At 69.7% G+C, this 26,605-nt stretch carries 25 protein-coding genes and 3 tRNA genes; 7 read left to right on the top strand and 21 right to left on the bottom strand.

Features of this window, described 5'->3' with window-relative positions; genetic code table 11:
• Positions 1 to 61: 61 nt before the first annotated feature.
• The 6 genes from H5411_RS11180 to H5411_RS11155 form a co-directional block, all read right to left on the bottom strand.
• Positions 62 to 460: a MaoC family dehydratase gene (locus H5411_RS11180; protein ID WP_167441910.1), complete on the bottom strand. Its 399-nt coding sequence runs from the start codon at positions 458 to 460 to the stop codon at positions 62 to 64.
• A complete protein-coding gene (locus tag H5411_RS11175; RefSeq protein WP_167441911.1) occupies positions 457 to 906 on the bottom strand; it encodes a MaoC family dehydratase N-terminal domain-containing protein in 450 nt (149 codons plus the stop codon). The genes H5411_RS11180 and H5411_RS11175 overlap by 4 nt, the downstream gene beginning before the upstream one ends.
• Positions 907 to 1,031: 125 nt before the next feature.
• On the bottom strand, positions 1,032 to 1,196 hold the full coding sequence (gene rpmG, locus H5411_RS11170; protein WP_005152047.1) for a 50S ribosomal protein L33: 165 nt from the start codon (positions 1,194 to 1,196) through the stop codon (positions 1,032 to 1,034).
• Between the two features lie 49 nt (positions 1,197 to 1,245).
• Positions 1,246 to 1,318: transfer RNA gene (locus tag H5411_RS11165), tRNA-Met, on the bottom strand.
• Positions 1,319 to 1,482: 164 nt separating this feature from the next.
• Positions 1,483 to 1,555: transfer RNA gene (locus H5411_RS11160), tRNA-Thr, on the bottom strand.
• 80 nt (positions 1,556 to 1,635) lie between these two features.
• Positions 1,636 to 4,257 carry a putative bifunctional diguanylate cyclase/phosphodiesterase gene (locus tag H5411_RS11155; protein ID WP_101436048.1) on the bottom strand — a complete coding sequence of 874 codons (2,622 nt, stop codon included), beginning with the start codon at positions 4,255 to 4,257 and terminating at the stop codon, positions 1,636 to 1,638.
• Positions 4,258 to 4,506: 249 nt separating this feature from the next.
• Here H5411_RS11155 and H5411_RS11150 point away from each other — a divergent pair, with 249 nt between their 5' ends.
• The 4 genes from H5411_RS11150 (at position 4,507) to lon (ending at position 8,958) form a co-directional block, all read left to right on the top strand.
• Positions 4,507 to 5,448 (top strand): GNAT family N-acetyltransferase, encoded by a 942-nt coding sequence (locus H5411_RS11150; RefSeq protein ID WP_183123719.1) that lies wholly within the window; start codon positions 4,507 to 4,509, stop codon positions 5,446 to 5,448.
• Positions 5,449 to 5,483: 35 nt separating this feature from the next.
• A complete protein-coding gene (locus H5411_RS11145; protein WP_101436050.1) occupies positions 5,484 to 6,332 on the top strand; it encodes an SAM-dependent methyltransferase in 849 nt (282 codons plus the stop codon).
• Positions 6,329 to 6,469, top strand: a complete 141-nt coding sequence (locus tag H5411_RS11140; protein WP_158242468.1) for a hypothetical protein — start codon at positions 6,329 to 6,331, stop codon at positions 6,467 to 6,469. Before H5411_RS11145 ends, H5411_RS11140 begins: the two co-directional genes overlap by 4 nt.
• An 86-nt stretch (positions 6,470 to 6,555) precedes the next feature.
• Positions 6,556 to 8,958 carry an endopeptidase La gene (gene lon / locus H5411_RS11135; protein WP_101436051.1) on the top strand — a complete coding sequence of 801 codons (2,403 nt, stop codon included), beginning with the start codon at positions 6,556 to 6,558 and terminating at the stop codon, positions 8,956 to 8,958.
• Between the two features lie 82 nt (positions 8,959 to 9,040).
• Here the strand turns inward: lon and rfbA are convergent, their stop codons facing one another.
• Together rfbA and H5411_RS11125 are read right to left on the bottom strand one after the other, a co-directional pair.
• Positions 9,041 to 9,922: a glucose-1-phosphate thymidylyltransferase RfbA gene (gene rfbA / locus H5411_RS11130; RefSeq protein WP_101436052.1), complete on the bottom strand. Its 882-nt coding sequence runs from the start codon at positions 9,920 to 9,922 to the stop codon at positions 9,041 to 9,043.
• 75 nt (positions 9,923 to 9,997) lie between these two features.
• Positions 9,998 to 11,146 carry a sialidase family protein gene (locus tag H5411_RS11125; RefSeq protein WP_183123718.1) on the bottom strand — a complete coding sequence of 383 codons (1,149 nt, stop codon included), beginning with the start codon at positions 11,144 to 11,146 and terminating at the stop codon, positions 9,998 to 10,000.
• A gap of 396 nt (positions 11,147 to 11,542) precedes the next feature.
• Between H5411_RS11125 and H5411_RS11120 the strand changes: the two genes are divergently transcribed.
• Positions 11,543 to 11,839 (top strand): hypothetical protein, encoded by a 297-nt coding sequence (locus H5411_RS11120; RefSeq protein WP_183123717.1) that lies wholly within the window; start codon positions 11,543 to 11,545, stop codon positions 11,837 to 11,839.
• A 37-nt stretch (positions 11,840 to 11,876) separates the two neighbouring features.
• On the opposite strand, the gene H5411_RS11115 is transcribed toward H5411_RS11120, so the two are convergent.
• Positions 11,877 to 12,368, bottom strand: a complete 492-nt coding sequence (locus tag H5411_RS11115) for a YajQ family cyclic di-GMP-binding protein (protein WP_101436055.1) — start codon at positions 12,366 to 12,368, stop codon at positions 11,877 to 11,879.
• 118 nt (positions 12,369 to 12,486) lie between these two features.
• Here H5411_RS11115 and H5411_RS11110 point away from each other — a divergent pair.
• Positions 12,487 to 12,568, top strand: a tRNA-Tyr gene (locus H5411_RS11110).
• Between the two features lie 123 nt (positions 12,569 to 12,691).
• On the opposite strand, the gene H5411_RS11105 is transcribed toward H5411_RS11110, so the two are convergent.
• A complete protein-coding gene (locus H5411_RS11105) occupies positions 12,692 to 14,095 on the bottom strand; it encodes a tyrosine-type recombinase/integrase (RefSeq protein WP_101436056.1) in 1,404 nt (467 codons plus the stop codon).
• The gene (locus tag H5411_RS11100; protein ID WP_101436057.1) at positions 14,095 to 14,295 is read right to left on the bottom strand and encodes a helix-turn-helix transcriptional regulator; all 201 of its coding nucleotides are present in this window, start codon (positions 14,293 to 14,295) and stop codon (positions 14,095 to 14,097) included. The genes H5411_RS11105 and H5411_RS11100 overlap by 1 nt, the downstream gene beginning before the upstream one ends.
• 116 nt (positions 14,296 to 14,411) lie before the next feature.
• Between H5411_RS11100 and H5411_RS11095 the strand changes: the two genes are divergently transcribed.
• Positions 14,412 to 14,783 carry a hypothetical protein gene (locus H5411_RS11095; protein ID WP_101436058.1) on the top strand — a complete coding sequence of 124 codons (372 nt, stop codon included), beginning with the start codon at positions 14,412 to 14,414 and terminating at the stop codon, positions 14,781 to 14,783.
• A 403-nt stretch (positions 14,784 to 15,186) separates the two neighbouring features.
• On the opposite strand, the gene H5411_RS11090 is transcribed toward H5411_RS11095, so the two are convergent.
• The 10 genes from H5411_RS11090 to H5411_RS11045 all read right to left on the bottom strand — a co-directional run bounded on the left by H5411_RS11090 (position 15,187) and on the right by H5411_RS11045 (position 26,544).
• Positions 15,187 to 16,764 (bottom strand): YfjI family protein, encoded by a 1,578-nt coding sequence (locus tag H5411_RS11090; RefSeq protein ID WP_101436059.1) that lies wholly within the window; start codon positions 16,762 to 16,764, stop codon positions 15,187 to 15,189.
• Positions 16,765 to 16,832: 68 nt separating this feature from the next.
• Entirely contained in the window at positions 16,833 to 18,413 is a 1,581-nt protein-coding gene (locus H5411_RS11085; protein ID WP_244194616.1) for a DNA cytosine methyltransferase, read from the bottom strand.
• A complete protein-coding gene (locus H5411_RS11080) occupies positions 18,413 to 19,393 on the bottom strand; it encodes a DUF5131 family protein (RefSeq protein WP_101436060.1) in 981 nt (326 codons plus the stop codon). Before H5411_RS11080 ends, H5411_RS11085 begins: the two co-directional genes overlap by 1 nt.
• A gap of 172 nt (positions 19,394 to 19,565) precedes the next feature.
• Positions 19,566 to 20,333 carry a hypothetical protein gene (locus tag H5411_RS11075; protein ID WP_101436061.1) on the bottom strand — a complete coding sequence of 256 codons (768 nt, stop codon included), beginning with the start codon at positions 20,331 to 20,333 and terminating at the stop codon, positions 19,566 to 19,568.
• Between the two features lie 20 nt (positions 20,334 to 20,353).
• Entirely contained in the window at positions 20,354 to 21,076 is a 723-nt protein-coding gene (locus tag H5411_RS11070; RefSeq protein ID WP_101436062.1) for a DUF4417 domain-containing protein, read from the bottom strand.
• Positions 21,076 to 21,624, bottom strand: a complete 549-nt coding sequence (locus tag H5411_RS11065) for a hypothetical protein (RefSeq protein ID WP_101436063.1) — start codon at positions 21,622 to 21,624, stop codon at positions 21,076 to 21,078. Before H5411_RS11065 ends, H5411_RS11070 begins: the two co-directional genes overlap by 1 nt.
• Positions 21,625 to 21,819: 195 nt before the next feature.
• A complete protein-coding gene (locus H5411_RS11060) occupies positions 21,820 to 22,206 on the bottom strand; it encodes a hypothetical protein (RefSeq protein ID WP_101436064.1) in 387 nt (128 codons plus the stop codon).
• A 289-nt stretch (positions 22,207 to 22,495) separates the two neighbouring features.
• Positions 22,496 to 24,778, bottom strand: a complete 2,283-nt coding sequence (locus H5411_RS11055) for an FUSC family protein (protein ID WP_101436065.1) — start codon at positions 24,776 to 24,778, stop codon at positions 22,496 to 22,498.
• A gap of 73 nt (positions 24,779 to 24,851) precedes the next feature.
• On the bottom strand, positions 24,852 to 26,057 hold the full coding sequence (locus H5411_RS11050; protein ID WP_101436066.1) for a hypothetical protein: 1,206 nt from the start codon (positions 26,055 to 26,057) through the stop codon (positions 24,852 to 24,854).
• A 37-nt stretch (positions 26,058 to 26,094) separates the two neighbouring features.
• Complete coding sequence (locus tag H5411_RS11045; protein WP_101436067.1) at positions 26,095 to 26,544, bottom strand: hypothetical protein; 450 nt, start codon at positions 26,542 to 26,544, stop codon at positions 26,095 to 26,097.
• Between the last annotated feature and the right edge of the window lie 61 nt (positions 26,545 to 26,605).

The raw sequence follows: 26,605 nt of genomic DNA, 5'->3' as shown, positions 1-26,605 counted from the left end.
ATCAGATTCCTTCGAGGGGTCCTTCACGGACCTTTGCCGGACCAGAAGGCCGAGCCGGGCTTCAGGGGCGGACGAGGGCCTGCGGTTTGCCCAGCACGGTTTTGCCCTCGAACTTCACCGTGAGGTCGATCCGGGCGAGTCCCTCGTCGGTCAGGGCGCCGACCTTGCCGGTCACCTCGACCAGGGCGCCCTCGTCGGTGTCGGGCACCACGACCGGGCGGGTGAAGCGCGTGCTGAAGTCCACGAGGCGGGCCGGGTCGCCGAGCCAGTCGGTGACGATGCGGCCGGACACGGCCATGGTGAGCATGCCGTGCGCGATCACGTCCGGGAGGCCGACCTTGGTCGCGAAGTTCTCGTTCCAGTGGATCGGGTTGAAGTCGAGCGAGGCTCCGGCGTAGCGGATCAGTTGCGCGCGGGTGATGCGGACCTCCAGCGGAGGCAGTTCGTCGCCGACGTTCACGCTTCCGCCCCCCGAACCACGAGCTGCGCCCGCGTCGTGCACACGAGTTTGCCGTCCGCGTCGGTGATTTCGGCGCGGAGGTTGATGAAGTCGTTGCCTGCCCGCGCCATGATCGACTCGATCTTGGCGGAGATTTCCAGTTCGTCGCCGGCGTGGACCGGGCGTTCGTAGCGGAAGCCCTGGTCGCCGTGGACCATCCGGGAGTAGTCGAGGCCGAGCGCGGGGTCGGTCACGATGCCGTTGATTTTCGGCAGGTTGAGGATGGTGAGGAAGGTGGGCGGCGCGAGCACGTCGGGGTGGCCGGCGGCGCGGGCCGCCTCCGGGTCCCGGTAGACCGGGTTCGGGTCCTCGATGGCGTCGGCGAACTCGCGGATTTTTTCCCGGCTCACGAAGTACTTGCTGTCCGACGGGTATTCCCGCCCGGTGAACGACTGGTCCAAAGGCACGCGAAGAGGCTAACCGAACACCGGCGTCGCCCCGCGCGGGTGCCTGAACCGGTCAGTAGACAGCGAAAAGCCGCCCCGGCGTGGGCCGGGGCGGCTCTTGCGAAGCTGGTAAAAGACCGCCTGCGTCAGCGGGTCTCTTTGTGAGTCCGGTGCGTACCGCAGTTCGGGCAGAACTTCTTCATCTCCAGGCGATCCGGGTTGTTGCGCCGGTTCTTCTTGGTGATGTAGTTGCGGTGCTTGCACTCCTCGCACGCCAGCGTGATCTTGGGTCGCACGTCGGTGGCAGCCACAGCGTTTCCTTCTCTCTCAGATCCGGGGGCCAGCCCCGTCGTTACCGCGTAGCGGTGGCCGGACTTGAACCGGCGACACAGCGATTATGAGCCGCTTGCTCTGCCAACTGAGCTACACCGCCCCACTCAGACACCCACCCCACTGCAACCCGCCAAGCCGAACTCGACCCGGCCGGGGGTCCAGGGGGCTCGCCCCCTGGCGGGGGTCTGGGGGTTCGACCCCCAGATGGACGCCGCGAAGCGAGCCAGGTCCGCGTTTTTTGCGGACATAGCTCGCGGACTCGCGAGCCCCTTTACGGAATCGAACCGTAGACCTTCTCCTTACCATGGAGACGCTCTGCCGACTGAGCTAAAGGGGCCTTGCCTCTCGCGAGGACTGGGAAAGATTAGCAACCCGCCTGGGCGACCCGTGCAACCGGGGTCGGTTAACCGCAAAACCTCAGGTCAGGAGGGTCAGCACGGTCTCCGAGTGGCGTCCCGGCGAACGTGCCGTGCGGGCCTGCAGCCACGCCTCCAGGCGGTCCTCCGGCAGCGGCCGCGAGATCAGGTAGCCCTGGGCGACGTCACATCCCATCGCCTCGAGCTGATCGCGCGCCACGTCCTCCTCGACCCCTTCCGCGACCACCGTCAGGCCCAGCGAGTGGCCGAGCTCGACGATCGACCGCACCACCGCGAGGTCGCCGAGATCGGTTCCCATGCCGAGCACGAAGCTCTTGTCGATCTTGACCTGGTCGACCGGCAGCTGGCGCAGGTACGCGAGCGACGAGTAGCCGGTGCCGAAGTCGTCCACCGCGAGCACGATGCCGAGCGAGTGCAGTTCGCGCAGGATCGGCAGCGCCTTCTGCGGGTCGGACATCACGCCGGACTCGGTCAGTTCGAAGGTCAGCAGTTCCGGCGGCACGTCGAAGCGTTCCAGTTCGCGCTGGACCTTCGCCGGGAAGTCGTCGTCGGACAGGTTCCGCACCGACAGGTTGACCGCCGCGGAGATCCGCAGGCCCTCGTCGAGCCATTTGCGCACGCGCTTCAGCGATTGTTCCAGCACGAACGACGTCAGCACGCCGATCAGGCCGGCCGCCTCGATCGCGGGCACGAACTCGTCCGGGCCGAGCCTGCCGAACTCCGGGTGGACCCAGCGCACGAGCGCCTCGACGCCTTGGACCTGGCGGTTCGGCAGCGTCACCTTCGGCTGGTAGTGCACGGAGACGTGGCCGTCCTCGAGCGACTGCCGGAACTGCGTGACCATCTGGAACCGGCGCAGGAAGATCTGTCCCATGCTCGGCACGTAGCCGCGCACTTCCTCGCCGCCGCGGGTGGCGCGTACGGCGACGTCCGCGCGCTGCAGCAGGCCGTCGACGTCGACCTCGCCGGCGTCGTCCACCGAGCTGGCGTAGCCGATCATCGCGTTGGCCTCGACCGAGAGCCGGTCCACCGGATACGGCTCGGAGAGCTGCACGCGGAGCCGCTCGGCCGCGCGATGCGCGTCGTCGACCGTGCAGTCCACGAGCAGCGCGGCGAAGGACGCGCCTTCGAGCCGGGCGAGCGGGACGTCCGGGCCGAGCGCGCCGCGGATGCGCGTGCCCGCGGCGACGACCATCCGGTCCGCCCACGAGTACCCGAGCGCGTCGCTGACCGTGGAGAAGACGTCGAGGTCGATCCGCAGCACCACGACCTCCGCCGATTCGCGCAGCGGGTCCCGCGAGACCTGCTGGAATCCGGGCCGGTTCAGGTGCCCGGTGAGCGGGTCGTGGTAGGCGTCGTGGCGGAGCGTGGCGAGCAGCCGCCGGTTGTCGAGCGACGTCGCGAGGTGGCTGGCCATCGTGCCGAGCAGCTGGACGTCGTACTTGCCGAAGCCCCGCCAGCGCGACAGCCGGTCGTGCGCTTCGACGACGCCGAGCAGCCGGTTCGCGCTGCGCAGCGGCACCACGAGCGCTTCCTGCGCACTGCGCTCGAGCAGCGCCGCGCGGACGTCCGGGTTGGCCTCGGTGATGCGGAAGTGCCGGACGTGCGCGCCGGGCAGGCGCAGCAGCGGATCGTCGTTGGCCGGGTCGGCGGGCGGCAGTTCGTTGCCCGCGACCACGACGCGCATCGGATCGTCGGGCTCCAGCCGCAGCCGGAGCACGACGCGTCCGGCGGACAGCTGGTCCTTGATCCGCTCGGCGATCGTGGCCCATTCGCGCACGTCGACGCCGCCTACCAGCTCCTCGCCGCGGCTGGCCGGACGAGCCGCGGCCTGCTGCCCGGACCGCGCGACCATCAGGCTGACGTCCGACAGCGCCTCCATGTCCCGCTGTTCGCGGAGCAGATCGGAGTAAGCCCAGTACAGCGCGGTCAGGCCGAGGAACACCGCCAGCACCAGCGGCCAGGCCTGCGGGGTGCTCGCGATGACGAGGTAGCCGGTGAGACCGACCGAAGCGTTGACGAAACCGACCACGAGGATGCGGCCGGTCAGCCGGATCGCGGTGCTCACCCGCATCCGGCGGCGCAGCACGCGCACGGCGGCCAGCGCGAGCAGCGTGCTGACCAGCGGCGCGGTGAGCGTCCCGGCGAGCGCGGCGACCCACGGAATGGTCGGCCCGCCGCCCATGGCCAGGTGCACGACCCCGGCGACGGCGAACGCGCCGGTGATTTCGAGCAGGAACGCGCCCGCGTTGTAGAGGACGCGGCCGGCGACCTTGCGGGCCAGCAGCGTGCCGATGCCCGCCACGAGATGCGCGGCGAGCACGACTTCGAACGGGGCGACGAAGAAACCGATTACCAGCGGAATCTCAGTGAACGAGATCGTCCACGAGATGCCGCTGCGCACGTCGACGTTGATGCCGAGCTGCTCGGCGAGCAGGAAGGCGACCGCGAGCACCGGGCCGATCCACCAGAGCTTCGCCGAGCCGTGGAACGGCAGCCAGGCGCCGACGGCGAAGGCCGCGAGCAGGCCGAGACCCAGGACGAAGAAGGTGTAAATACGGAAGCGGCTCTCGTCCGAGCGGCCTTCGGCCGGTGCGGAGCCAGCACCTCCCGAGCCCATCGCCTCCGGCGCGGTACCGGGATGGGCGTTGCTGTCCGGCATCCGACCTTCCTTCCCGGCTGCCCGGTCGCGCTCGTCCGTGACGTCAGGTGTGGGCGAGGGCGCCACCTTACCCCGTAGGGCGTACCGACGTCCCTTTCGAGACAGTAGGAGATCACCCCAGGGTTAACAATGGGCGTTCTTCTCTGACCTGCGTGGACCAAGGAGTGAAACTCCCGGTTCACCCCGGAACCCGCCTGCCGGGGAGTGTTCTGGGGGTCTTTTCCGACCCGATCGGCGGACAATGGCGGTATGCACAACGACGTGACAGCCACCGGCCATGCGGCGCGCATCGCCACGGTGGACGCGCTGCTTCCCGCGCCACTCCCCTTCGAGGTCGGCGGGGATTCCGTCCTGCTTTCCGCCGAGGTCGGCGACACCACCGCGGCCGGGCTGAGCACCTGCACCGGACTCGGCCCGGACAGCCCGCGCTCGATGTGGCGGGCGCTCGTCGAACACCGGCTGGAGGTGCAGCTCGCCGGTCCTGACCCGGCTGCCGGACTCGACGCCCTGCTCACTCGATGGGATGAACACCTGCGGTCCCTCGCCCAAGTGGGGGATACGGAGTGCGCCGCGGTGCTCTCGCGGCCCAGCCGCGACACCGCCGGGGCCACCGAACTCCTCCGGCACGGCTTCGCCCCGGTCGGCGTGCTCGCGGTCCGTCCGGCACAGCGGATGGCCGCCGGACCCGACACGACGCCGGGCGTCTGCATCCGGCACGCGACTCCGGACGACCTTTCCACCGCGGTCACGCTGCAGCTCGAATTGCAGCGGTACGACGCGCAGTTCGGCCGGATCACGCTCCGTCCCGGCGTCGAGGAACTGATCACCAAGGAACTGCTGCATCACCTCGAACGGCCCGAACCGCAGGTGTGGATCGCGGAGCTGTACGGCCGGCCGCTCGGCATGGTCGTGCTGCAGATGCCCGACGAGACCGGCTGGATCCGGCACCGGGTCGCCGCTTCCCGCGTGGGTTACCTGTCGTCGCTGGCGGTTTCCGAGGCGGCTCGGTCGTCCGGTGTCGGCACCGCGCTGGCCGCGCACGCGCACCAGGTCTTCGACGAGGCGGGGGCGGATGTCGTGCTGCTGCACCACGCCGTGGCGAACCCTCGGTCGACGCCGTTCTGGTACGCGCAGGGCTATCGGCCGCTGTGGACCGGCTGGCAGCGTCGGCCCGCCGTGCGTTCTCGCTAGTCTGGCGTTCGCCAGGCCATCCGAGGGGAGTCCCAGTGACCGAAAAGCCCGACGCCGCACCGAAAGCGCCGGAAGGCGTCGATGTCGAGAAACCCTCGGCCGCGCGGGTCTACGACTGGTACCTGGGCGGCACGCAGAACTGGGCCGTGGACCGGGAATTCGGCCGCAAGGTCGAAAAGATGTGGTCGCTCGCCCGGCCCGGCGCGAAGCAGAACCGCGAGTTCATGAACCGCGTGGTGCGCGCCGCGCTGGACGCGGGCATCCGTCAGTTCCTCGACCTCGGCTCCGGCGTGCCGACCGCGGGCAACGTGCACGAGGTGGTCGAGGCCGCGCTCGGCGACGACGACCAGGCCACCGTGGTTTACGTCGACTACGAACCGGTGGCCGTGGCGCACGCGACGCTGATCCTCGAGGACGAGGCGGCCACCGACTGGGCCGGGATCGTGCAGGCGGACATGCGCGATCCCCGGGCCGTGCTGAACGACCCGCGCACTCGCGAGCTGATCGACTTCGACAAGCCGGTGTGCGTGATGCTGATGGCGGTGCTGCATTTCGTCGGCCCGGACGACGATCCGGACGCCATCGTGCGCGCCTACCGCGACAAGCTCGTGTCCGGCAGCTGGCTGGCGATCTCGCAGATGAGCGAGGGCGACGGCAGCGGTCCGGCGCTGGAAGGCCTGCGCTGGTTCGTCGAGCAGTACCGCAAGACGAGCAACCCGGTGTGGCTGCGCGACCGGGAAGAGATCGAGCCGTTCTTCGGCGGCTGGCCGCTGCTGGAGCCGGGGATCACGCATCTGCCGGACTGGCGGCCGGAACGCGAGCTGAACGCGGTAGAGGCGGAGGCTCGCCCGTTCGCCTGGTGCGGGGTGGCGCGCAAGCCATGACCGCGCCGGACGCGCCGCGAGGCGTGGACGTCGCCACCTGCCGGGACGACGCTCCGCCGGAGCGGGCCGCCGAAGTGCGCGCGTTCGCGGCGGAGGTCCGGCCGTTCGCGTGGGGTGCGGTCGCGCGCAAACCCTGACTTCTCTCCCAGCGAACACTCCCTGGGAAACAAACCCGCCCTTCGGAGAGTTGAGCACCTCAGACTCAACTATTCGAGGAGTGCACATGTCCGACCCCCGCCTCCTGCCCGTCCTCCCGCTCGATGACGACGTCGTGCTGCCGGGCATGGTGGTCCCGCTCGACCTCGGCGACGCAGAGACCCGGGCCGCAGTGGAGTCCGCACAAGCCAAGACCCCCGCGACCGCGTCGTTCCCCGGGATCCGCTCGGGCGCGGCGAGCAAGGCCGAAGTCCTGATCGTCCCGCGCGTGCACGGCGAGTACGCCGAACTGGGCACCGTCGCGACCGTCGAACGGATCGGCCGCGTTCCGGGCGGCAAGTCCGCCGTGCTGCTGCGCGGCACCGCGCGCGCCGTCGTCGGCCGGATCGCCGACGGACCCGGCGCGGCCCGCTGGGTGCACGCCGACGCCGCGGAGGAAGCCTCCGACGACCGCACCGCACAGCTCGCCTCGGAGTACAAGGCCGTGGTCATCTCCGTGCTGCAGCAGCGCGGCGGCTGGCAGATGATCGACGCCGTCCAGCAGGTCGAGGAGCCGTCCGCGATCGCCGACCTGGCCGGCAACGCGCCGTACCTGTCCACGGACCAGAAGCTGGAGCTGCTGAGCGCGCTCGACGTCAGCGTCCGGCTGGAGAAGGCCCTCGAGTGGAGCCGGGAGTACCTGGCCGAGCTGGAGGTCACCGAGACCATCCGCAAGGACGTCGCGGACGGCATGGAGAAGCAGCAGAAGGAATTCCTGCTGCGCCGCCAGCTCGAAGCGATCCGCAAGGAACTGGGCGAACTCGACGGCACCGCGGCCGACGACGACTACCGCGCCCGCGTGGAGGCCGCCGACCTGCCGGACGCGGTGCGCAAGGCCGCACTCGCCGAGGTCGACAAACTGGAGCGGACCTCCGAGCAGTCGCCGGAGGGCGGCTGGATCCGGACCTGGCTCGACACGGTGCTGGAGCTGCCGTGGAATGAGCGGACCGAGGACGTCTACGACATCGCCGCCGCGCGCGCCGTGCTCGACGCGGACCACGCGGGCCTGGACGACGTCAAGGAACGGATCATCGAATACCTGGCCGTGCGCAAGCGTCGCGCGGAATCGGGCCTCGGCCCGGTCGGCGGACGGCGTTCCGGCGCCGTGCTCGCGCTCGCCGGTCCTCCCGGGGTCGGCAAGACGTCGCTGGGCGAGTCCGTCGCGAAGGCGATGGGCCGGAAGTTCGTGCGCGTCGCGCTGGGCGGCATCCGGGACGAGGCGGAAATCCGCGGCCACCGGCGCACGTACGTCGGTGCGCTGCCGGGCCGGATCGTGCGGGCCATCAAGGAGGCCGGCTCGATGAACCCGGTCGTGCTGCTCGACGAGATCGACAAGGTCGGCGCCGATTACCGCGGCGACCCGACGGCCGCCCTGCTCGAAGTGCTGGACCCGGAACAGAACCACACATTCCGCGACCACTACCTCGAGGTGGAACTGGATCTGTCCGATGTGGTCTTCCTCGCGACGGCCAACGCGCTGGAAACCATCCCCGGCCCGCTGCTGGACCGGATGGAACTGGTCACGCTGGACGGCTACACCGAGCACGAGAAGGTCACCATCGCGCGGGATCACCTGCTCCCCCGCGAACTCGAGCGAGCCGGCCTGGCGTCCGGCGACGTAGTGCTGACCGACGACGCGTTCAGCCGGATCGCCGCCGAGTACACCCGCGAAGCCGGGGTGCGCGACGCGAACCGGACGATCGCGAAGGTGCTGCGGAAGATCGCGACGAAGGTGGCTTTGGGCTCGGTCTCGCTGCCGCTGACGGTGTCCGCCGAGGACCTGGAAACCTACCTCGGCCGCCCGCGGCACGTGCCGGAATCCTCGCTGCCGACCGCGACCCAGCGGACGTCTTTGCCAGGCGTGGCAACGGGTTTGGCGGTCACCGGCGCGGGCGGGGACGTGCTGTACATCGAGGCGTCGCTGGCCGATCCGGAGAGCGGGGCTTCGGGCCTGCAGCTCACCGGGCAGCTGGGTGACGTGATGAAGGAGTCGGTGCAGATCGCGCTGTCGTACCTGCGTTCGCACGGTGCGGAGCTGGAACTGCCGGTGGGAGACCTGCGAGAGCGGGGAATCCACGTGCACGTCCCGGCGGGCGCGGTGCCGAAGGACGGTCCGTCAGCGGGCATCACGATGACGACCGCACTGGCTTCGCTGCTGTCCGGCCGCGTGGTCCGGGCCGATGTCGCGATGACCGGTGAGGTTTCGCTGACCGGCCGGGTGCTGCCGATCGGCGGGGTCAAGCAGAAGCTGCTGGCCGCGCACCGGGCGGGGATGAAGACGGTGATCATCCCGCAGCGGAACGAGCCGGATCTGGACGATGTGCCGGCCGAAGTGCTGTCGCAGCTGGAAGTGCACGCGGTGGCCAACGTGCGGGAGGTGCTGGAGCTGGCTCTGACGCCGGCTTCTTCGGAGGTTCCGCAGGCGGCCTGACCGTCGGTCCGGGTAGGGCTCCTTGAGGGAATCTGATTCCTTCAAGGAGCCCTTCCCGTCAGTCCTGTGTGGACCTACGGATTCAGCGCCGTGCCCCGGCGAGCGAAGCCACATTCATCACGTATTCGCCATAACCCGACTTGGCCAGTTTGGCGCCCAGCGCATAGCACTCGTCCGCGCTGATGAAACCCATCTTCAGCGCGACCTCTTCCAGGCACGCGATCCGCACCCCGGTCCGATGCTCCAGCACCTGCACGAACTGACCGGCCTCCAGCAGCGAATCGTGCGTGCCGGTGTCGAGCCAGGCGAAACCGCGGCTCAGTTCGATCAGCTTGGCCCGGTCGCGGTGCAGGTAGGAGAGGTTGACGTCGGTGATCTCCAGCTCGCCGCGCGCGGAAGGCTTCAGGCTGCGGGAGATGTCGACGACCTCGTTGTCGTAGAAGTACAGCCCGGTGATCGCGTTGTTCGAGCGCGGTTTCTTGGGCTTTTCCTCAATGGACAGCAGATTGCCGTTCTCGTCGATCTCGCCGACGCCGTAGCGCTCCGGGTCCTTCACCTGGTACCCGAACAGGACGCAGCCCTCGAGATCGGTCGCCGCGGTGCGCAGGGTCGTGGAAAAGCCTTGGCCGTAGAAGATGTTGTCCCCGAGCACCAGCGCGACCGAATCGTCGCCGACGAAGTCCGCGCCGATCACGAACGCCTCGGCGAGACCGTTCGGACTCGGCTGTTCCGCGAACGAGAAGGACAGCCCGAACTGGCTGCCGTCGCCGAGCAGGCGGCGGAAGTTCGGCAGGTCGGACGGCGTCGAGATGACCAGGATCTCCCGGATCCCGGCCAGCATGAGCACCGAGATCGGGTAGTAGATCATCGGTTTGTCGTAGACCGGAAGCAGCTGCTTCGACACGGCCTGCGTGATCGGATGCAGACGGGTTCCGCTGCCCCCGGCGAGCACGATGCCCTTCACAGCCCCTCCTCACGTGCGGTGGTGTTCGTTCACCGTACCGAGTGAGCTTCGAGGCTGTCTGAACCTTCCCTCAACTCAGAACGCCGGGCCCTTGCCGAAGAACGCCTGACAGCCGTGCGCGTACTCGGTGGCGATCTCCAGCACGTTCTTCCCGCCGTCGACCGGCAGCACCGTGGACGAATAGTTGGGGCAGTAGTTGTTGTAGATGCCGCTGATGTGCACCGGCGCGGGGAGTTCGTACCAGTTCCCGGCCCCGAAGTTGTCGTTGGCCAGCAGCGTCTGGCCGTTTCCGGACACCGGGGTGCCGTCGGCGGCCGTGTAGATCTGGCCGACCATCACCAGCCGCACGCCGTTCGGGCCGCCGGGGAAGAGGGTGGTGGTCTGGGCGTGCTGGAAGTAGTTGCCGCTCGCGGTGTTGACGCGGGTGCCCGGGTCGGAAGGATCGCCCCAGTTCGCGCCGTCGGCGGAGATTTTGTAATACGGATCGCAGTAGCGGTCGCGGTAGTTGCAGATCTCGTAGCCGAACCAGTAGCGGCCGTCGGGCAGCCTGCGGATGATCGGCATGCCCGGACGGACCCGGGACGGCCCGATCGCCATCGTGAGCTGCTTGGTGCCCCAGGTGATCCCGTCGGTCGAGGCGACGCGGTTGAGCACCTGGCCGTACTTCGGCGCCTGCGTCTCGTCGGCGTAGTGCAGCCAGAGCGTACCGCCGGCGTCCACAGTGAACTCCGGCTCCCAGATGCCGTCGTGGTTGTGCGACAGCGCGGCCTCGGACAGGTACCGCCAGTTGCGGCCGCCGTCGCGGCTGGCCCACACCTTGATCCCCATCCGGCGCTGCGCACCCGCGTCTTGGCGGTAGGTCGCCGCCCACAGCAGCGTGCCCGCGCGCATCCGGCCGACCCGCTGCGGCAGTTCGTAGAGGGTTCCGCAGCACTGGCCGAACTTGGCGTCCGGGTCGCGGATCTCGCTGATCTGGTGGAAGCTCGCGCCCTCGTCGGTGCTTTCGAGGATCGGCGCGAACCGGCCGTTGCCGTCCTCGCTGGTCAGCGCCGCGATGATGTTCCCTCGACCGAACGGCGAGTACTCCAGCCGGATCAGCCGCGGGTACGAGCCGAAGCCGGGTACGAGCAGCTTCTTGTCGGCGGCCTCCGCGACGGGCGCGATCGCGGTCACGAGGACCGCCAGCGAGGTGAGGAAGGCAAGCACGGGAGTCCAGCGGCGCATCCAGAAACTCCTCTCACGACCGGACGGGCGATTACACCACGTGGTCGCCCCGCCACCTGCGATTTCGCCTGGTCACCCGCGTGAATCCACCCCTTCGAGGAGATCGCTTGGGCTGTTCAGGGCACCCGCCGGGTAACGACCGGGCGGAGCGTGACGAAAGATCATCCGGAGGCCCCGTCGGGGCACGCTAAGGGGAACGATGCGCCGCACTGCCCGGCGTCTAGCCACTGTCTGCACGGCGGTAGCGCTCACGGCGGCGTGCTCACTGCAGCCGTCTGGCGTCGGGGCGATCAGGTATCCGATGGAAGCCGAACCCGACCGCCTTCGACTGTCCGAAGTGCACCGGGCACATCGCCGTGACCACGGACGGCACGGAAAGCTTGCTCGTCAACGACGGTGCCGCCAGGCTCGGGGACCGCGGCGATCACCGACTACCGCGGAGTGCCAGTGCTCGAACCGGGCAAGCCGCACAACGGCCAAGGCGACGCGGTGCTGGCGGTGCCCCCGGGCATGGCCCGGGGAGAGTTCTCCACGGGTTCGAAGGGCTCGAACGGAGTCTGGCTCCTGGCCGACGGGTACGCGCATCTGATGGTGAACCACATCGGCGAGACCACCGGGGAGTTCCCGCTCGCCAGACCCACCTACGTGGCGGTGGAAACGTTCGAGGCGGATTGGACCTTCCCGACCTGGTGAGGCGCTGCGGACAGGGAGCGCCCGCAGCGCCCGCGGATCACCGGTAGTTGGTGAACTGCAGAGCGATCTCGAAGTCCTTGCCCTTCAGCAGGGAGATCACCTCCTGCAGCTGGTCCTTCTTCTTGCCCGACACCCGCAGCTGGTCGCCCTGGATCTGGGCCTGCACGCCCTTCGGGCCCTCGTCGCGGATGAACTTAGCGATCTGCTTCGCCTTGTCCGACGCGATGCCCTGCAGGATCTTGCCGCTGATCTTGTAGGTCTTGCCGGAGATCGCGGGCTCGCCGGCTTCGAAGGCCTTCAGCGAGATGTTCCGCTTGATCAGCTTCTCCTTGAAGACCTCCACCGCCGCGAGGGCGCGCTCTTCGGTCTCCGACTCGATCGTGATGGCTTCCTCGCCGGACCAGCTGATGCCGGTTCCGGTGCCGCGGAAGTCGAACCGCGTGCCCAGTTCCTTGCTGGCCTGGTTGAGCGCGTTGTCCACCTCCTGGCGGTCGACCTTGCTCACCACGTCGAAAGAGGGATCCGCCACGTGTCCTCACACCTTGTCTCAGCTCGTCAGGGACCCCCAGCGTAGCGCCGGGGCATCCCGGTTGACCGGCCGTCCGGACCGTTGGGTATCCTTCTTCCCGGCCGGTTCGCCCGGCCATGGCAGGTTACCCAAGCGGCCAAAGGGATCTGACTGTAAATCAGACGGCTCAGCCTTCGGGGGTTCGAATCCCTCACCTGCCACACCAGCCCAATCACCCCCGTGACCAGCACGAACCCGTCACGGGGGTGATCTTGCTTCTTCCGGTTCTTTCCGGCTGACTCCGGTTGATTTGGCCGATCTGCGGACGCATCACGGACGCAGGCTCAGTAGCTCATGTAGCCGCGCTCGATCCGGTCCATAGCTGCCTGGTCGCCACCGTCCAGGCACTTCGCGTACACGCGCATGAGGACTCCGAGACTGTGCCCTGCCCATTTCGCGACCTTGGTGGCTTCGACGTTGCTGGACAGCCAGGTGGAAACCGCTGCGTGACGGAGGTCATAGGGGCGTTTGGCGATCGGCCTGGCTTGTACCTCTGGCGTGAACACGGATGACCGGGCTGCTGCCCACGCTCGGCCGTAGACGGTGCTGCTGATCCGCCCGCCGTTCCGGCTGCCACGGAAGAGCCGGCCATCAGGTGCGGTGCCGTAGCGGGCGATGTGCTTGTGCAGCAACGCCGTCAGCTGCGGAGTGCACGGTACTGACCGACTCGACCCGACATTCCGATGCTTCAACGGTCCTGCCTCAGACGCTTCGCCGGAGTCCGTCCATCCGGCATCGATTTCGGGACGCGCCGAGTCGATGATCAACCAGCCTGCTCCCTCCGCAGGGATCGACAGGTTGCGCTTGTTGAGGTTGGCAGCTTCCTCCGGACGGAGAGCGGCGTAGTACATCGTGCCGAAGAACGCCTCCAGCTCCGGATCGCGCTCGGCCACAGCGGCCAGCAACATGCGGCCTTGCATTGGGTTGACGACCGACGCCGGGTCGACCTCCTTCAGTTCGTAGGTGCGCTTCTTTACCTTCACTTCCTCCAGCGGATTCGAGTCCAGGACCCCCCGCTCTACTGCGTAGTCAAGGAACCCTCTGAAAGCGGCGCGGCGGATCCGCACTGTGTCGGCGGCCGCCTTCGAGCCGTCCAAGTTCCGCTCGAATCCGTTGAGCACCGCGCGCAGCACCTCTGGCTTCGCGAATTCGGATGCCCGACGACTGTTCGACTCCGCCTCCGCGCCGCATTCCACTGCCGCGTCGGAGTATCCAGCTGCACGCAGCTTCGAGACGATGTCCATCTCCTCCTCCAGGTCAGCCTCAAGTCGCAGTTTGGCGTTGAACACACTCGTGAGAGTGCGCCGGAACGTCGGGTCCCTCGGGAGGGAGCGTTTCGACGCGCCCATTGTCAGCTTCGTAAGCGATCCCGCTATCGACTTCCGGTACTTCGGTGAGGCGTTCGGCCACATCATGTCGGCGTAATCGCACGCCAGCGCGAACGTGGACACCGCGAGAGCAGCTTCCTTTACCATCGATGGCGGCAGGCCCGACTCCGTGTCGAACGGCTCGCCTTTGCGCGTAGCGGTGACGAGGTCCGATCGGAAGCTATCGGCGAGTCCTGAAGTTCGGAAAGGCTCGTTGAATTCCTTTCCGTCCACCGTCCAGCGCGCCCGGTAGGTGTAGTTGCCGCTGCGATGCTTTCGCCGCTGGTTGTTCCAGACCTTGACGTTGTACGAGCTTGGCATTAGGCAGCCTTCTTTTCCGTACGGCTTTCGATCCAACGGTCAAGATCTGCTCGGCGAAAACGGAGATCGCCGTTCGGCAGCTTGACGCACCTGGGCGCTTTACCCTTCGCGCGCCAGTCGTAGAACGTCGAGACAGCTACTCCACCAAGTTCCTCCAGGACTTCAGCGAGCGTGAGCAGTTTGCTGTTGGCGTTGGCCATGTGGTGGTGACCTTTCCTAATTCGGCGCGGGCAGCGGGACGGGGCAGAGCTGTACTTCCTTTCGTTCCGTCGGATTTGCGGTCGTTCGCAACAAAGTTCTCGGTATGCTCCCGGCTATGAAGCCATCGACGGTCCAAGACCATGACCCGGAAGTCGGGCTGATCGCCCTGTGTCCGTGCCACACCGGAGACGGAGAGTTCCGCCTCTGGCCAGAAAATGAGGGTCCGGGCCCGCTTCTGGCGGAGCGCCACGGGAAGGCTGAGCACGCACGGCTGGCAGCGTGGTGCGATCACACCTACCGGCTGACTGATTCTCGTACGGGTGAGTGGATTTACGTTGCCGAGCCGTATCAGCTCCACGAGGAAGCGTTCGAGGATTTCGTGTTCTTAGGCGAGAACGGTTGGCGGGTCGAGGTGACGGCATGGCGGGCCCGGCACTCGCCCGGCCATACCGTCGCGGTGCTGATCCGGCGCGAGAACGCACAGTAGGTCGGGTAACAACGTGACGTGACCGTGGCAGTTGCCCACGCGGTCGGTCCGGGACAGAACGCACACAACGCACACAACGGTGGCGGATGCACCGTTGTCGCTGGTCAGGGTCGGTAATTGCCGTGTCGGGTTCGGACGCACAGAACGCCGACAGAATGGGGCCCGTCGCACAGAACGCGGCGAAAGCGCCGGCAGTGGCCTTCGTTGCTCACGGCGAGTGAGATCGGCGGTGGCCGGTTGCCGGGCGTTGTGTGCGCGTTCTGTCCAACGGGCTCGTTTTGTGCGGCGTTCTGTGCGTCGGTGACAGTTGCCCGTCCCGAGGTGGTGAGCTGCGGAAACGCGGCAGCGTCCGCGTTGTGTGCGTTGTGTGCGTTCTGTCCCGGGGCGTTCGTGCAGGTGCGGGTCAGGTGGTGCGGTAGTCGGGGTGGAGCCAGTAGTGCGGGCTGGGTTTGCGGCCGGTTTTCCCGGCGCGGTCGGGTTCGGCTTCGGCGGCGACGTGGCCGAGGTCGGCGAGCAGTTCGAACGCGGGTTTGAAGTCCTCCATCTTCTGCATGCCCGTGTGGCGAGTGACGCGGAAGGCGTCGCGGAGCTTGAACCGGTTGCCCAGCGGCCAGCTCGGGTCGGAGATGCGGGAGAGGATGGCTTTGGCGTTGCGGACGGTGCCGTCGGCTCCGATCTGTTCGAGGGTGGCTTGGGCGTGGGCGGCGTAGTAGCGCGCGACGCACCATGCGTTGGCGACCGTGTCCTCGCTGACGTGGGTGTTCCATGGGTTGAGCGGGTGTTCGGCCAGGTGCAGCAGCCCCGCGATCCGGGCGGTCTGCCCGGCGAGTTTCCCGGCCCAGTCGGCGATGTGGGCCCATTCACCGGTGGCGGGGTCGAGCTTGGGTTCGATCTCCTCCTGGATCTCCACCATCAGGTTGTCGGCGGCGGGCGAGAACGTCAGTGAGACGGGGTCGTCGAAGCCGTAGAGCTGGTGGGCGATGGACAGCAGTTTGGTGTTGTAGGCGGCGGCCACGTCGGCCGGGACCGCAGCGGTGCGGGCTTTGCGTCGCCCGGACATCGGCACTGGCCGCGAGAACAGGATCCGGGCGAGGAACCCGTTGCCGCGTAGCTTCTGGGGCAGGTCTTCGATCACGGTCGGCTGGATGGTCAGGCCGAGGGTCAGCGCGGGCCGGGACACGAACTCGCTGCGGTCGCCGCGGTCGACGCGCAGCTCGGTGCCGGTGTAGCCCTTGAGGAACACCTCGGCGTTGACGTTGCCGGAGTAGCGGCCGGCGATGTTCTCGAAGATCGTCCCTTCGTCGGACAGCACGGCCAGGCGCCCGCCTTGCTGGGCCAGGATGGTCGCGACCTTCTGCACGGTGATGTCGTCCACGATCAGCTGGGGCTGGGCGGGGACTTCGATCGCGTCGGCGGCCAGCGCCGCGTCGACCGCTTCGGCGATCGCGCGTTCCCGGTCGGCGTCGGCGGCGTCGTCACCGATCAGCTCGGCGGCGGCCTTCTGGGCTTTGTCTCGGGTGCTCTGGGCGACCTGCTGCTGCATCCGCGCGGCCTCGATCTGGTGCTTGGCCTCGATCCGCAGTTCCCGCTCCAGCTCGCGGATCGGCTCGGTCATCGCCGTGAACGCGGGCGACTTCCGTGCCGAGGGCTCCATGATCACCACGGTGTAGATGTTCGGCTGCTCGTTCCAGCCCTCCCGGACCGACACCGTCACCCGGCCGCCGGCCACGGTGGACAGCACAGCCAGGCCCAGCGAACCGGGAAGGTCGACCGGCACCTGCAGCATCTCGGCCACCGCTTCGGTGTAGTCGGCCAGCCAGGCGGGCAGCGCCGCGAGCGGAAACACCGACAATGCCTGCACGGTCGACAACGGAGCAGGTTTGTCCGGCCAAGGCGCGCCGATCCGGTCGACGGGGACGGGTGCCTCCTCTCCAGCGGGTCGGTCCGGGAACTTCCGGATGTTGTCGGGCTGTGCGGACATGAACGTCCTCCACTGACGTGCGTTGTGGATGTGCGGTGCCGCTGAGCGAAGGTTTGGGGCTGGCCTGGTCAGGCGGCCGGGGCGAGCGGCTCCCCGGACAGCGTTTCGACCAGTGCCGAGACCAGGACTTCGGCCACGGGCGGGGTGACCGCGTTGCCGTAGCCGCGCACGATCCGGCGTTTGCTGCCCTTGACCTTGTAGTCGGGCCGGAACGCCATGCCCGCCCCGATTTCGGCGGGGGCGAGCATCCGGAACGTGCACTGCTCGACCGGCGGGGTGCCGCCGACGAGGCCGTAGCGGTCGCGGGTGGTCAACGTGCCGACCGGGCGATCGACCGGTGAGGCTGCTCCGTTGGAGTAGTAGGCCAGCAGCATCGCGGTGTCCCGTGCCCCGGCCGGCGGGCCGACCAGGCCGTGGTGGTTGCCCTGGGCGGACACGGTCGGGATCGGCCCGGCGACCGGGTAGGCGGTCTCCTTCGACCCGCCGCCGCGCAGCAGCGAGATGAACGGCGGCACCACCAGCGCGGTCTCCCTCCGACAGGTCTGCGTCCGCAACGGCCGGTCCACGGTCACCACGGCGGAGTCGGCGGCGCGTTTGGCGACCGACACCACCATCGGCGGCACCACCAACCCGTCGGTCTCCCGCGTGGTGCGGGTCGGCATCGGCTGGTCCAGCGGCGTCGCCTCGGTGCGCCAGGTGCCCCCGGCCGGGGCGAGCAGCGGCCGCACGTGCCGGGCCAGCCCGGCCTCGATCCGCGCGATGGTCGCCGGTTCCAGCGGGTCCGGCCGTCCTTGCCTGTCGACGCGCTCCCCGATCCGCTGCCCCGGGTCGAGGGTCCAGTCGATGATGGTTTCCGCCCCGAGCACCGGCGGCTCGACGATCGTGTTGCGGCACGAGGCGCGCGGGCAGCGGTAGACGTACTGGCCGTTGCGGACCCCGTACACGCCCATGTCGGTGCCGGGCTTCTTCCAGGACTGCATCGCGCTCACCTCTTCCTCGCAGTTCGGGCACCACGCTTTGGGGCGCAGCCACTTGTCCCAGTCCGGGTCCCGGCCGACGTCGGCGAGCCAGAACGGCATGTAGAACCGGTTGCGCGACTGCGCGACCTTGCCGGTGACCGGCCCGGCCACGTGCATCGAGTTGATCGCGACCAGCCGGGTGCGGTAGCCCTCGGCCTCGATCTCCTTGCGCCAGCGGGAGAACTCGGCCCACTTGCGGACCTGCACGACGTTCTCGACCACCCCGGCCAGCACCGGCTTCCCTTTGCGGCGCATCGCCTGCAGGTACCGCGGGATCTCTTCCATCAGCGCCCGTGCCCGCGCGATCGCCGGGTCCAGCGCGCGCGGCCCGGTCACGGGGTCGAACAGCGCGTTCTGCGTGGCCTGGTCGAAATCCCGCTTCACGCCGCGCGCGTCCGTCCACGGCGGGCAGGCCGGGGAGGCCCAGAAGATGTCCGCGCGCGGGAAACCGGCGATGTCGGCCTTCGCGATATCCCCGCAGTAGTGGTCGGCGTCCGGGAAGTTCATCCCGTGCACTTCCACGCTGAGCGGGTCGTGGTTCGCGGCCAGCAGCATCTCCACCCCCGGCACCGCGGTCGCGCCCTGGCTCGATCCGCCGAACCCCGCGAACTCGTCGTAGAGCGTGAACATCAGGCCTCCTTCGCCGGGTACTGGTCGTGGGTGCGGCCGTCGAGCGTGCGGCCGGTGCGTCCTTTGCCGCTGCGTTGCATCGCCTCGCCGTCCCAGTCGACGCAGCGGGCGGTCGCCGCGCCGGTCTCGCTCGCGACCACCGATTCGGGAGCCCACGCACCCCACTGCTTGAACAGGAACGGCACGCTCGCGAAGTCGCACTGGTCCCGTAGCGACCGCACCCAGTTCGGGTGCATCGGCCGGGCACCGTGGCCGGACTCGCCGCCTGCGACCACCCAGTCCAGGCGCGGCAGCGGACGCGGGTTCTCCATCGCCCTCAGCCGGCCGTCCGGTCCGCGCGCGTGGTCGAGGTTGCCCATCAGCGCATCGACGGGGCCCTCCCGCGTGGACAGCGCTCCCAGGTTGATCGGGCCGAGCAGCGGTTCGGCCGAGATCCACCGGATGGCCGCGCAGGTGTCGAGCAGGGTCGGGACCCGGATGTCGGCCCAGCGCTGGTTTTCGACCGACACCCCGACCCACACGTTGGGCAGCGGCCAGATGTCGCCGTGCGGCTTCGCGCCCATCGCGATCGGCTTGATCACCAGCGACTCGTCCATCGCCCGGTCGGCGAAACCGTCGTTGTTGAGCAGCGCGCGCATCCGGGCGGGGCGTTTGGTCAGCAGCTGGAAGGTGTGCTGGGGGCAGGCGGCCATCACCGCGAAGACGCGGGCGATGTAGTCGTCGGGGACGTCCTTGTGGAACAGGTCCGACATGCTGTTGACGAAGATCCGGCGGGGCCGCCGCCAGCGCAGCGGCAGGGCGAGCTTGTCCCGGCGCAGCCGCACGTCGAACCCCGAGGCGAAGTAGTGCCCCGTCGTGCCGCGCCAGCGTTCGGCGAACGTCTCGGCATAGCAGTGGTCGCAGCCCGGGCTGACCTTGGTGCAGCCGGTGACCGGGTTCCAGGTCGCGTCGGTCCATTCGATCCGCGTGGTCACGCTCATCGAACCTCCTGTGTGGACGGTGCGGACGTGAGAAGGCCGGGCACGCGCGGTGCCCGGCCTTCTCGCGTCCGGTGTGGTCGGTGCTGGTGTTGTGGTCGGGAACGGAGCAGGTTCGGACGGGGCCCGTTCCTGCGGCGGGTCCTTGCCGTATCGGAGGTGCGGCGTTACGGCTTCAGGCGCGGCCGCCAAGCTCCTTGATCGCTCGCCGGACAGCGCGGTCGATCTCGAACTTGCCCGCGTCGCCCTGGGACTCGTGCCGCATCCCGTGGAACTGCTTGAGTTCCATGGCGAGGAGGCCGAGCCTGGCCGGCCGGTCGCCGGGCTTGTCGCCGAAGCTGTTGTTGAGGATTTCCTGCAGCCGCTGCGTTTCGCGTCCGTCCTGGCGCACCAGCGGGACGGAGTGCAGCTCCTGCATCAGGGTCTTCAGCGGTGCTGGCGTTCCGCCGGGCACTTGCGGTGTCGGGCTGGGCGGGGCGTCGATGCGCCGGATGGCGAGGTTGAGGCATTGGCGTGCCTCGCTGCCTTCGGGCAGCCGGTCGCGCAGCGTCTTGTACGCCTCTACTCCTTCCGCCGCGCTGCGCCGGCCGGTCGTGACGTCGGTGGCCAGGCGGCCGAGGACGTTGGCCAGCGGCTCGCCGTCCACGTCCATCCGGGCGTCGTCGTGCATGTACTTCAGCGCCGTGCCGATCTCGCCGTCGTCGTGGAAGCTGATCTCGGCCGAGTTCAACGAGCCCCACTCGTTCTTCAGCACCGGAGCCTCCGACACCTCCCCCGACACCGGCGGCCCGGCCACCGACGGCCGCTGCTCGGCCGCCGGTTTCTCCGGCTCCGCCGCACCCTGCTCGGTCGCGGGCACAGCGGGCTCCGCCTCCGCCGGGGCCCCGTCACCGAGCTGGCCGCTGCCGGACACCGCCGCCGCCGGGCCGCCGCTTCTGCCCATCGAGGCTCCCCGTCCGCCCATCACCGCTCACCCCCGTCCCACCGCGATGGATAGCACCGCACCGGCGTCCCGGCTCGAACCTGCTCGGTCGGCGGTTTGCCGTGCACGAGCACCAGAGCCGGGTTCAGGCGGCGCAGCATTTCCGCGTAGCCGTCGGCGAAGAGGGCGCGGGCGACCGGGTCGCGCCACACCCCCACCGTGGACACCGCGACCACCGACCCGGCCGGGATTCCCGCGAACGCGAACAGATACGAGTCCGGGGTGGACCAGCTGACGGTCGGGACGACGTCGATGCCGTGGTGGCGCAGCCAGGCTCCGCACCAGCGTGCGCGGTAGACCTGCCACAGCTGCATCGCCAGCGGCATGTCCCGGTACAGGCTGAAATCCGGGGTCAGCGCCGCCCCGACCGCGGCGCAGCGGGACAGGCCGCGTTCCGGTTTGGACCACACGACCTCGAACCGGTAGTCGTCCAGGAAGAAATGCACCGCGGCCGTCCCGGACCCGGCCGCGGCCGCCGCAGCGGCGCGGCGGTCGGTGTAGGGCACCAGCCGAGCAGGTTCGAACGAGGCGCGGGGCAGGGTCGGGATGCCCCAGTCGTTGTCGGACGGGAACAGCGCGCGGCAGTTGAGCTTGTCCCAGTTGCCGGGCATGCTCGCCCAGCGGTGGCTCGACCGGGTCCCGGCCAGCCCCACCTCCGGTGCCGCGATCGGCGTGTCGGCGGCGAGGACATCGGCGTCGGTCATCAGGCAGCCTCTCTTCGGGTCGTTGCGGGCTGGCGCCCGGCGGGGCGGACGATGTCGGGCGGGTCGAGCGCGTCGGGTCCGGCGGCGGCGCGGTAGCGGGCGGCGAGCGCGTCCACCTCGCCGCGTTCGTCCAGCCGCGCCGCGATCCCGGCCGGGTCGGCGTGGTCGGCCGCCTGCAGCAGCCGCCGGGCGTAGCGGACGGCGGCGCGACGGTAGGCGTGCTCGAGCACGGCGGCCTTGAACCGCGGCCCGTGCACCGCGCCGGCCGCGTTCCCGTAGAGGTCGGCCAGCTCGCGCGAGAGCCAGGTGGCGCGGTGCTCGCCACGGGCCTGACCGGTCCGGACGGCCTGGTCGAACAGCAGCGCCGGACCCGGCGGCTGCCCCTCGGCCATGACCTGCATCGCCAGGTGCGCGACGTGCGCGGCCATCGGGCGGGCGAAGTCGCCGGGGCGCATCCCGGCCATCAGCGCCCGCGCGCCGGGCAGGTCCGACCACAGGACCGAGCCGAGGAACTGGTTTTCCGCGTCAAACGGACCAGGACTGTCCATCGGGTTCTCCCTTTCGCTGCAGGGGTTTACTGGCGGGGACGGTGCTGTCGGCAGGCGTGGCAGCAGCGCTGCCGCATCCGGTTGCGCGCGCCGCACGAACGGCACGCCCACCGCCGCCGCGACGGGCGGCCGGGCGCAGCCGGGGCGAATCGAGTGGTCACGGAGCTTCCTCCAGGAAAGAGTGGGGTCGCCGGGTCAGTGCTGGAACCCGCCGCGGGTGTCGGCGACCGCGCGACTGGCGTGGGGCGCGTCCGCGTGCGTTCGCCACACCAGCGCGGGGAATGCGCCGGGCGCGGCCGGGTCCACGACGCTGACCGCAGGGTCGTCCTCGGTCGCGGCGCGGGCGTCGGCGAACCAGCGCTCCCGGAACGCCGGGAGGTCGGCCGTAGTCGGGTACGGGCCGCCCTCGGACTCGGCGGCGTCCTGGATCAAGGCGAGCGCGGCGGCCGGGTCGGCGGTGCCGGCGGCATACCAGGCGTCGACGAGTTCGTCGTAGAACGCGTGCGGCACGTCCAGGCCGGTGCACGCGGCGAAGTCGGTGGCGGCCAGGTCGAGCGCGCCGGGGGTGTGCGTGACGGTCAAGAGGTTCCTCCTCGGGCAGCAGCGAACCACGCCAATCAGTCACTGTGAGTGAGCGATCGGCGGGGTTCGCGGAGTTGTGCGGGCGGACCGGGACGGGCCCGGGCCGAGTGAGTCGGGAGTGAGTCGGCGAGTGAGTTCGCCGGATCGGAGTGAGCTGGCTCATTTTGCGAGTGAGTCGGCTGTGACCTGCGGAAGTGAATCGAAGTGAGCCGAGTGAGCCGAGTGAGCCGGCCTGCCCGCGCCGCTCGCAGCCCCGGTTTTCGGGGTCTGCGAGCGGCGCGGGCCGACCTCACTCGTCGGACACGGCGTCGCGCCGGGCGAGGGCCTCGGCAACCTTCGCCGGATCGACCGGGAACCTACGCTGTGTAGTCGGAACCGTGTAGCCGTGCTTGGCCAGCGCCTCGGTCACGTCCTTGATCTGCCAGTTCTGGTAGGCGTTCCAGCGGGTGGCCAGGGCCGCGGCGATCGCCCCGGCCCGGGGGTGCTGCTCGTCCTCGCGCACGGCCACGTCCCGGGTGACCGCGAGGATGTCGGCGAGCACGTCGCGGTCCTCGGCCGCCGCCAGCGCCGCCGGGGCGGTGCCGCCGCCGCGCAGCTCCAGCGCCCGGTCGACCAGGACCTGTTTCTGCTCGTCGGTGAGGTAGTAGGAACGGATCGCGCCGGGCTCGTCGGTGAACCCGATGCAGATCAGCGTGCCGGTGTCGTTCAGCGCGGTCTTGGTCTTCGGCTTCAGGTCCAGGGCGGAAATCCCGTTCTCGTAAGCCTTTTCCCCGAGCACGACGTTGTTGCGGGTCTTGTCGCCAATCGCCCCGCACGCCTTGTTCGTGGTGACCGCGACCAGGTCGCGCGGCAGCGACTGGTCCGAGGGCAGCGGGGTCGCGAACACGACGTTGATCGCGTACTTGCGGGCCGCGCTGTAGAAGTTGACCAGCAGGTTCACCACCCGCCGGCGTTCCTCCGGGGTGTCCTGGCGGAAGAACGCCTGGCATTCGTCGATCACCACGATCCGGGGCCGCAGGCCCGGCTCCTTCGCCGCGACCTCCCGGTTCACGCTGGCGATGCCGTGTTTCTTCAGCAGGTTCCCGCGGGTCGCCAGTTCCGCGTACAGCCCTTCCATGTGTTCCAGGCACGCCTGCACGTTCTCCGTGGTGCCGCCCTCGGAGAACGTGTTCAGGACGGGTTTGAGCTGGTCGTAGTCGTTGTTCTGGGCGAACACGAAGACGTCGATGTCCACCAGCGGATCCAGGATCGCCCCGTAGAGCAGGTCGAGGATCATGGTGGTCTTGCCCGACCCCATCGTCCCGGAGAACACGAAGTTGCGTTCGAACACCGGCGTGACGACGGGGTTCCCGCGCGGGGTGACCCCGATCGGGAACCCGGTCCAGTAGTCGGTGGTCCCGCCGCTCAGCAGCGGGTGCGGGTCCACCGGTTCCCGCAGGACCCCGGGGTTGAGCCGGAACAGGTCCAGCACGGTCGGGTCCTGCTCGGCGGCTTCCAGGAACAGCTCCGGACCGCGGCAACCCAGGTTGTGCGCCAGCACGTTGTGGGCCTTGCGGACCGCGGGCACGTCGACGCCGAGCGGCAGCCGGATCTGCACGTGGTAGCCCTTGGGCGTGGCGATCGGCGGCTGCACCCAGGCGTTGTCGGTGTCGCGGTTGGGCCAGCCCTCCTTGATGTAGCCCTTCAGCTGCGTGTTGCCGATGTTGGCCAGCGCCTGGGTCAGCGCGCCCTCGGTCAGCTCCCGCTCTTGGGTGGAGCTGGCCTGTTTGCGCAGGTGGACAGGCAGAACCTGCTCGCCTAGCCGGTTGCCGTCGCGCCAGTAGCGCGACAGCTTCACCACCGCCCACGCGGCCGGGAACGCCCACCACAACGTCACCGCCAGCACGGCAGCGTCGTAGACCGCGGTCAGCGCGCCGCGCCACACCGCGAGCGCGTCGTTGGCGTTCCACACGCCCAGCCAGTGCCCGAACCCGTTGATCCCGCCCGCGACCACCGAGACGACGAACAGCGTCCCGAGCGCCGCGGCTGTTTTCCAGGCCACTGACCAGGCAAGTTCGGCCCATTTGCGGGCGGTGTCCACGCGGACGTGGCGGCCCTCGTTGAGCTGCCGGGTCAGGGCCTCGACCTGCGCAGTGTCTCCCTTCTCCTTCGCGGTCGCGCGGGCGACCTTGAGGTCGGTGTGGTCGGTGTCAGCGCGGCGGCGCTGACGGGCGGATTCCATGCCCTTGCCGATGATCCGCCCGTGCCGGGCCACAAAACGCCTGGTCCGGCCCAGTGCGCGGCGGCCGTGCAGGCCACCCTTGCGCAGCCGGGTCCCGGTGGCGTGGCTCAGCTCGATCGTGCGTTCGGCCAGCCGGGCGCGGACCTGGTCCGAGGGACCGGACAGGACCCGGCCGGTGCCGTGCAGCACGCGGGTGCCCCAGGTCTGGCGGGGCTCGGACACGGTCAGAGCAGCTTCGGTGTGGTCGAGCACTTCGCCCTCGACCGTGGTCCCCGGGGCGGTGGCCACAGTGCCCTCGGGGCGGCGGAACGGCACCACCGTGCCGGGCGTGCTGGTGTCGTTGTCGGACACTGAGGTCTCCTTTCGGACGGTCTGTTCGGGGTCGGGGCGAGGGGCCGGGAACGGGTCCCGGTCCCTCGCGGGGTCACTGCTTCGGTTTCAGGTCCTGCAGCAGGCGACGCGCGACCTCCTTCCGGCAGCGCAGCGTCTTGCGGACCGCTTCCACGCTCGCGGTCGCCGGGTCCAGGTCCCCCGCGACGACCGCTTCCTGCAGCCGGTTCCGCAGCTGCTCGTAGGTGCGGCCGGAGCGTTTCCCGGGCCGGTCCGCGTCGCCGGACCCGCTGGTCCCGGCACGTGCGGGCCGGTCCCGGACCGCTTCGGTGTTGTCGGTTCCGTCGGCGTGGTGCTCGTCCGGGTCCGGGCGGTCCGGGTCGGCGGTGGCGACCGGTCCCCGGTGCACCGGGTCCTGCCCGGCGGGCCGGGTGTCGTCGGACGGTCCGGCAGCGGCCCGGGCGAGCAGCGCGGCCAGTTCGGCGTCGATCGCGTCCGGCGGTCCGGGCACGTCCGGGTCCGGCTCGACCGCGACCAGCCGCCCCCTGCGCACCTGGTAGGTGCCGGGCGTGTAGGTCAGGCGGGCGCGGCCCTCGCCGTCGATCGCCGCCGCCGCGGTGCGCACCGCCGCCCGGGCGGCCGCCGCGGCTTTCGCGGCGGCCTTGCGCTCGACCCGAGCAGCCTGGCGCTCCGTGCGGGAGCGGGGCGGGCTGGCGATCGCGAGCTGGTGGGCGACCACGCCGGCCACGCTCACCACGGCCATCACCACGCCCGCGCCCCAGCCGCGGTCCGCGCCGTGCAGCGCGTTCGTGGCGGCCGCGACCGTCCCGAACACCCACACCCCCGCCTGCAGCCCCCACACCGGCCGGTGCGGAGTGCGGCTGCGCGAGACCAGGACCGCGATCGCGAACGCCCACATGCCCAGCTCGGTGATCAGCGGCAGCAGCCCGCCCAGCGGCGAGGCGTAGACCTGCGCGCCGTACCCGGCCATCGCCGGGGCCGCCATCGCGAACGACACCAAAGCGATCCCGTAGATCAGCAGATCCACGGTGTGCCGGGCGGCGAACGCCCGCACCGCCGCCCAGCGGGCCGCGCGGTTCTCCTTGCGCCGCAACCGGTCCTCGCGGCGCACTCGGTCCTGCTCGATGCGCAGCTCCGCGGCGGCGGCGCGGTCGGCGCGGGCCTCTTCCCCTGCCGCGCGCATCCGGGCGATCTCGTCCCCGGTCCGCGCGGCCAGGTCCAGCCGCGCCTGTTCCGCTTTCGCCGCGCGGCTCGCGCGCAGTTCTTCCTGCCAGCTCACGGGTCCTCCCTTCGGTCGTCCGGGACGGGCATGTCGGTCAGCACTTCTCGGTGCCCGGGTCGGTCCCGGGCGCGGCCAGGACCGCGGCGACGGCGGCGTAGGCGTCGGGTCGGCGGGCCGCGAGGATGGCCAGTGCACGGTTGACGTGGTGGCTGTCGGACGCGGCGCGGTCGTCGGCTGAGCAGGCGTCGGTGTAGGCGTCGACCAGCGCGGTCACCGCCTCGCGGGCGGGCCTGCCGATGTCCCGATAGGACTCGGACAGGTCGCGCATCAGCACCAGCCAGTCCGCTCGCGACCGGGTGCGCAACCTCGCCAGCTGGGCGGCCAGCTCGCGCAGCTTCGCCGCTTCGGCCGGATCGGCGGACCGGTCGGCCAGCGCGGACAGCTTCGGGCCGTGTTCGGCGGCGATGGCCTCGTACGTCTCGGGGCCGGTGCCCGCGAAGTCGACGGTGACCAGCTCGGGATTCGGGACGTTCTTGCGGGACATGGTGATTCCTCCAGTCAGGACACAGGGGCGGGCCGGTGGCGTGGTCACCGGGCGAGCACCT

This window comes from Amycolatopsis echigonensis, assembly GCF_014174495.1.
Classification (GTDB): domain Bacteria; phylum Actinomycetota; class Actinomycetes; order Mycobacteriales; family Pseudonocardiaceae; genus Amycolatopsis; species Amycolatopsis echigonensis.
This window is presented reverse-complemented; position numbering and strand designations above follow the sequence as displayed.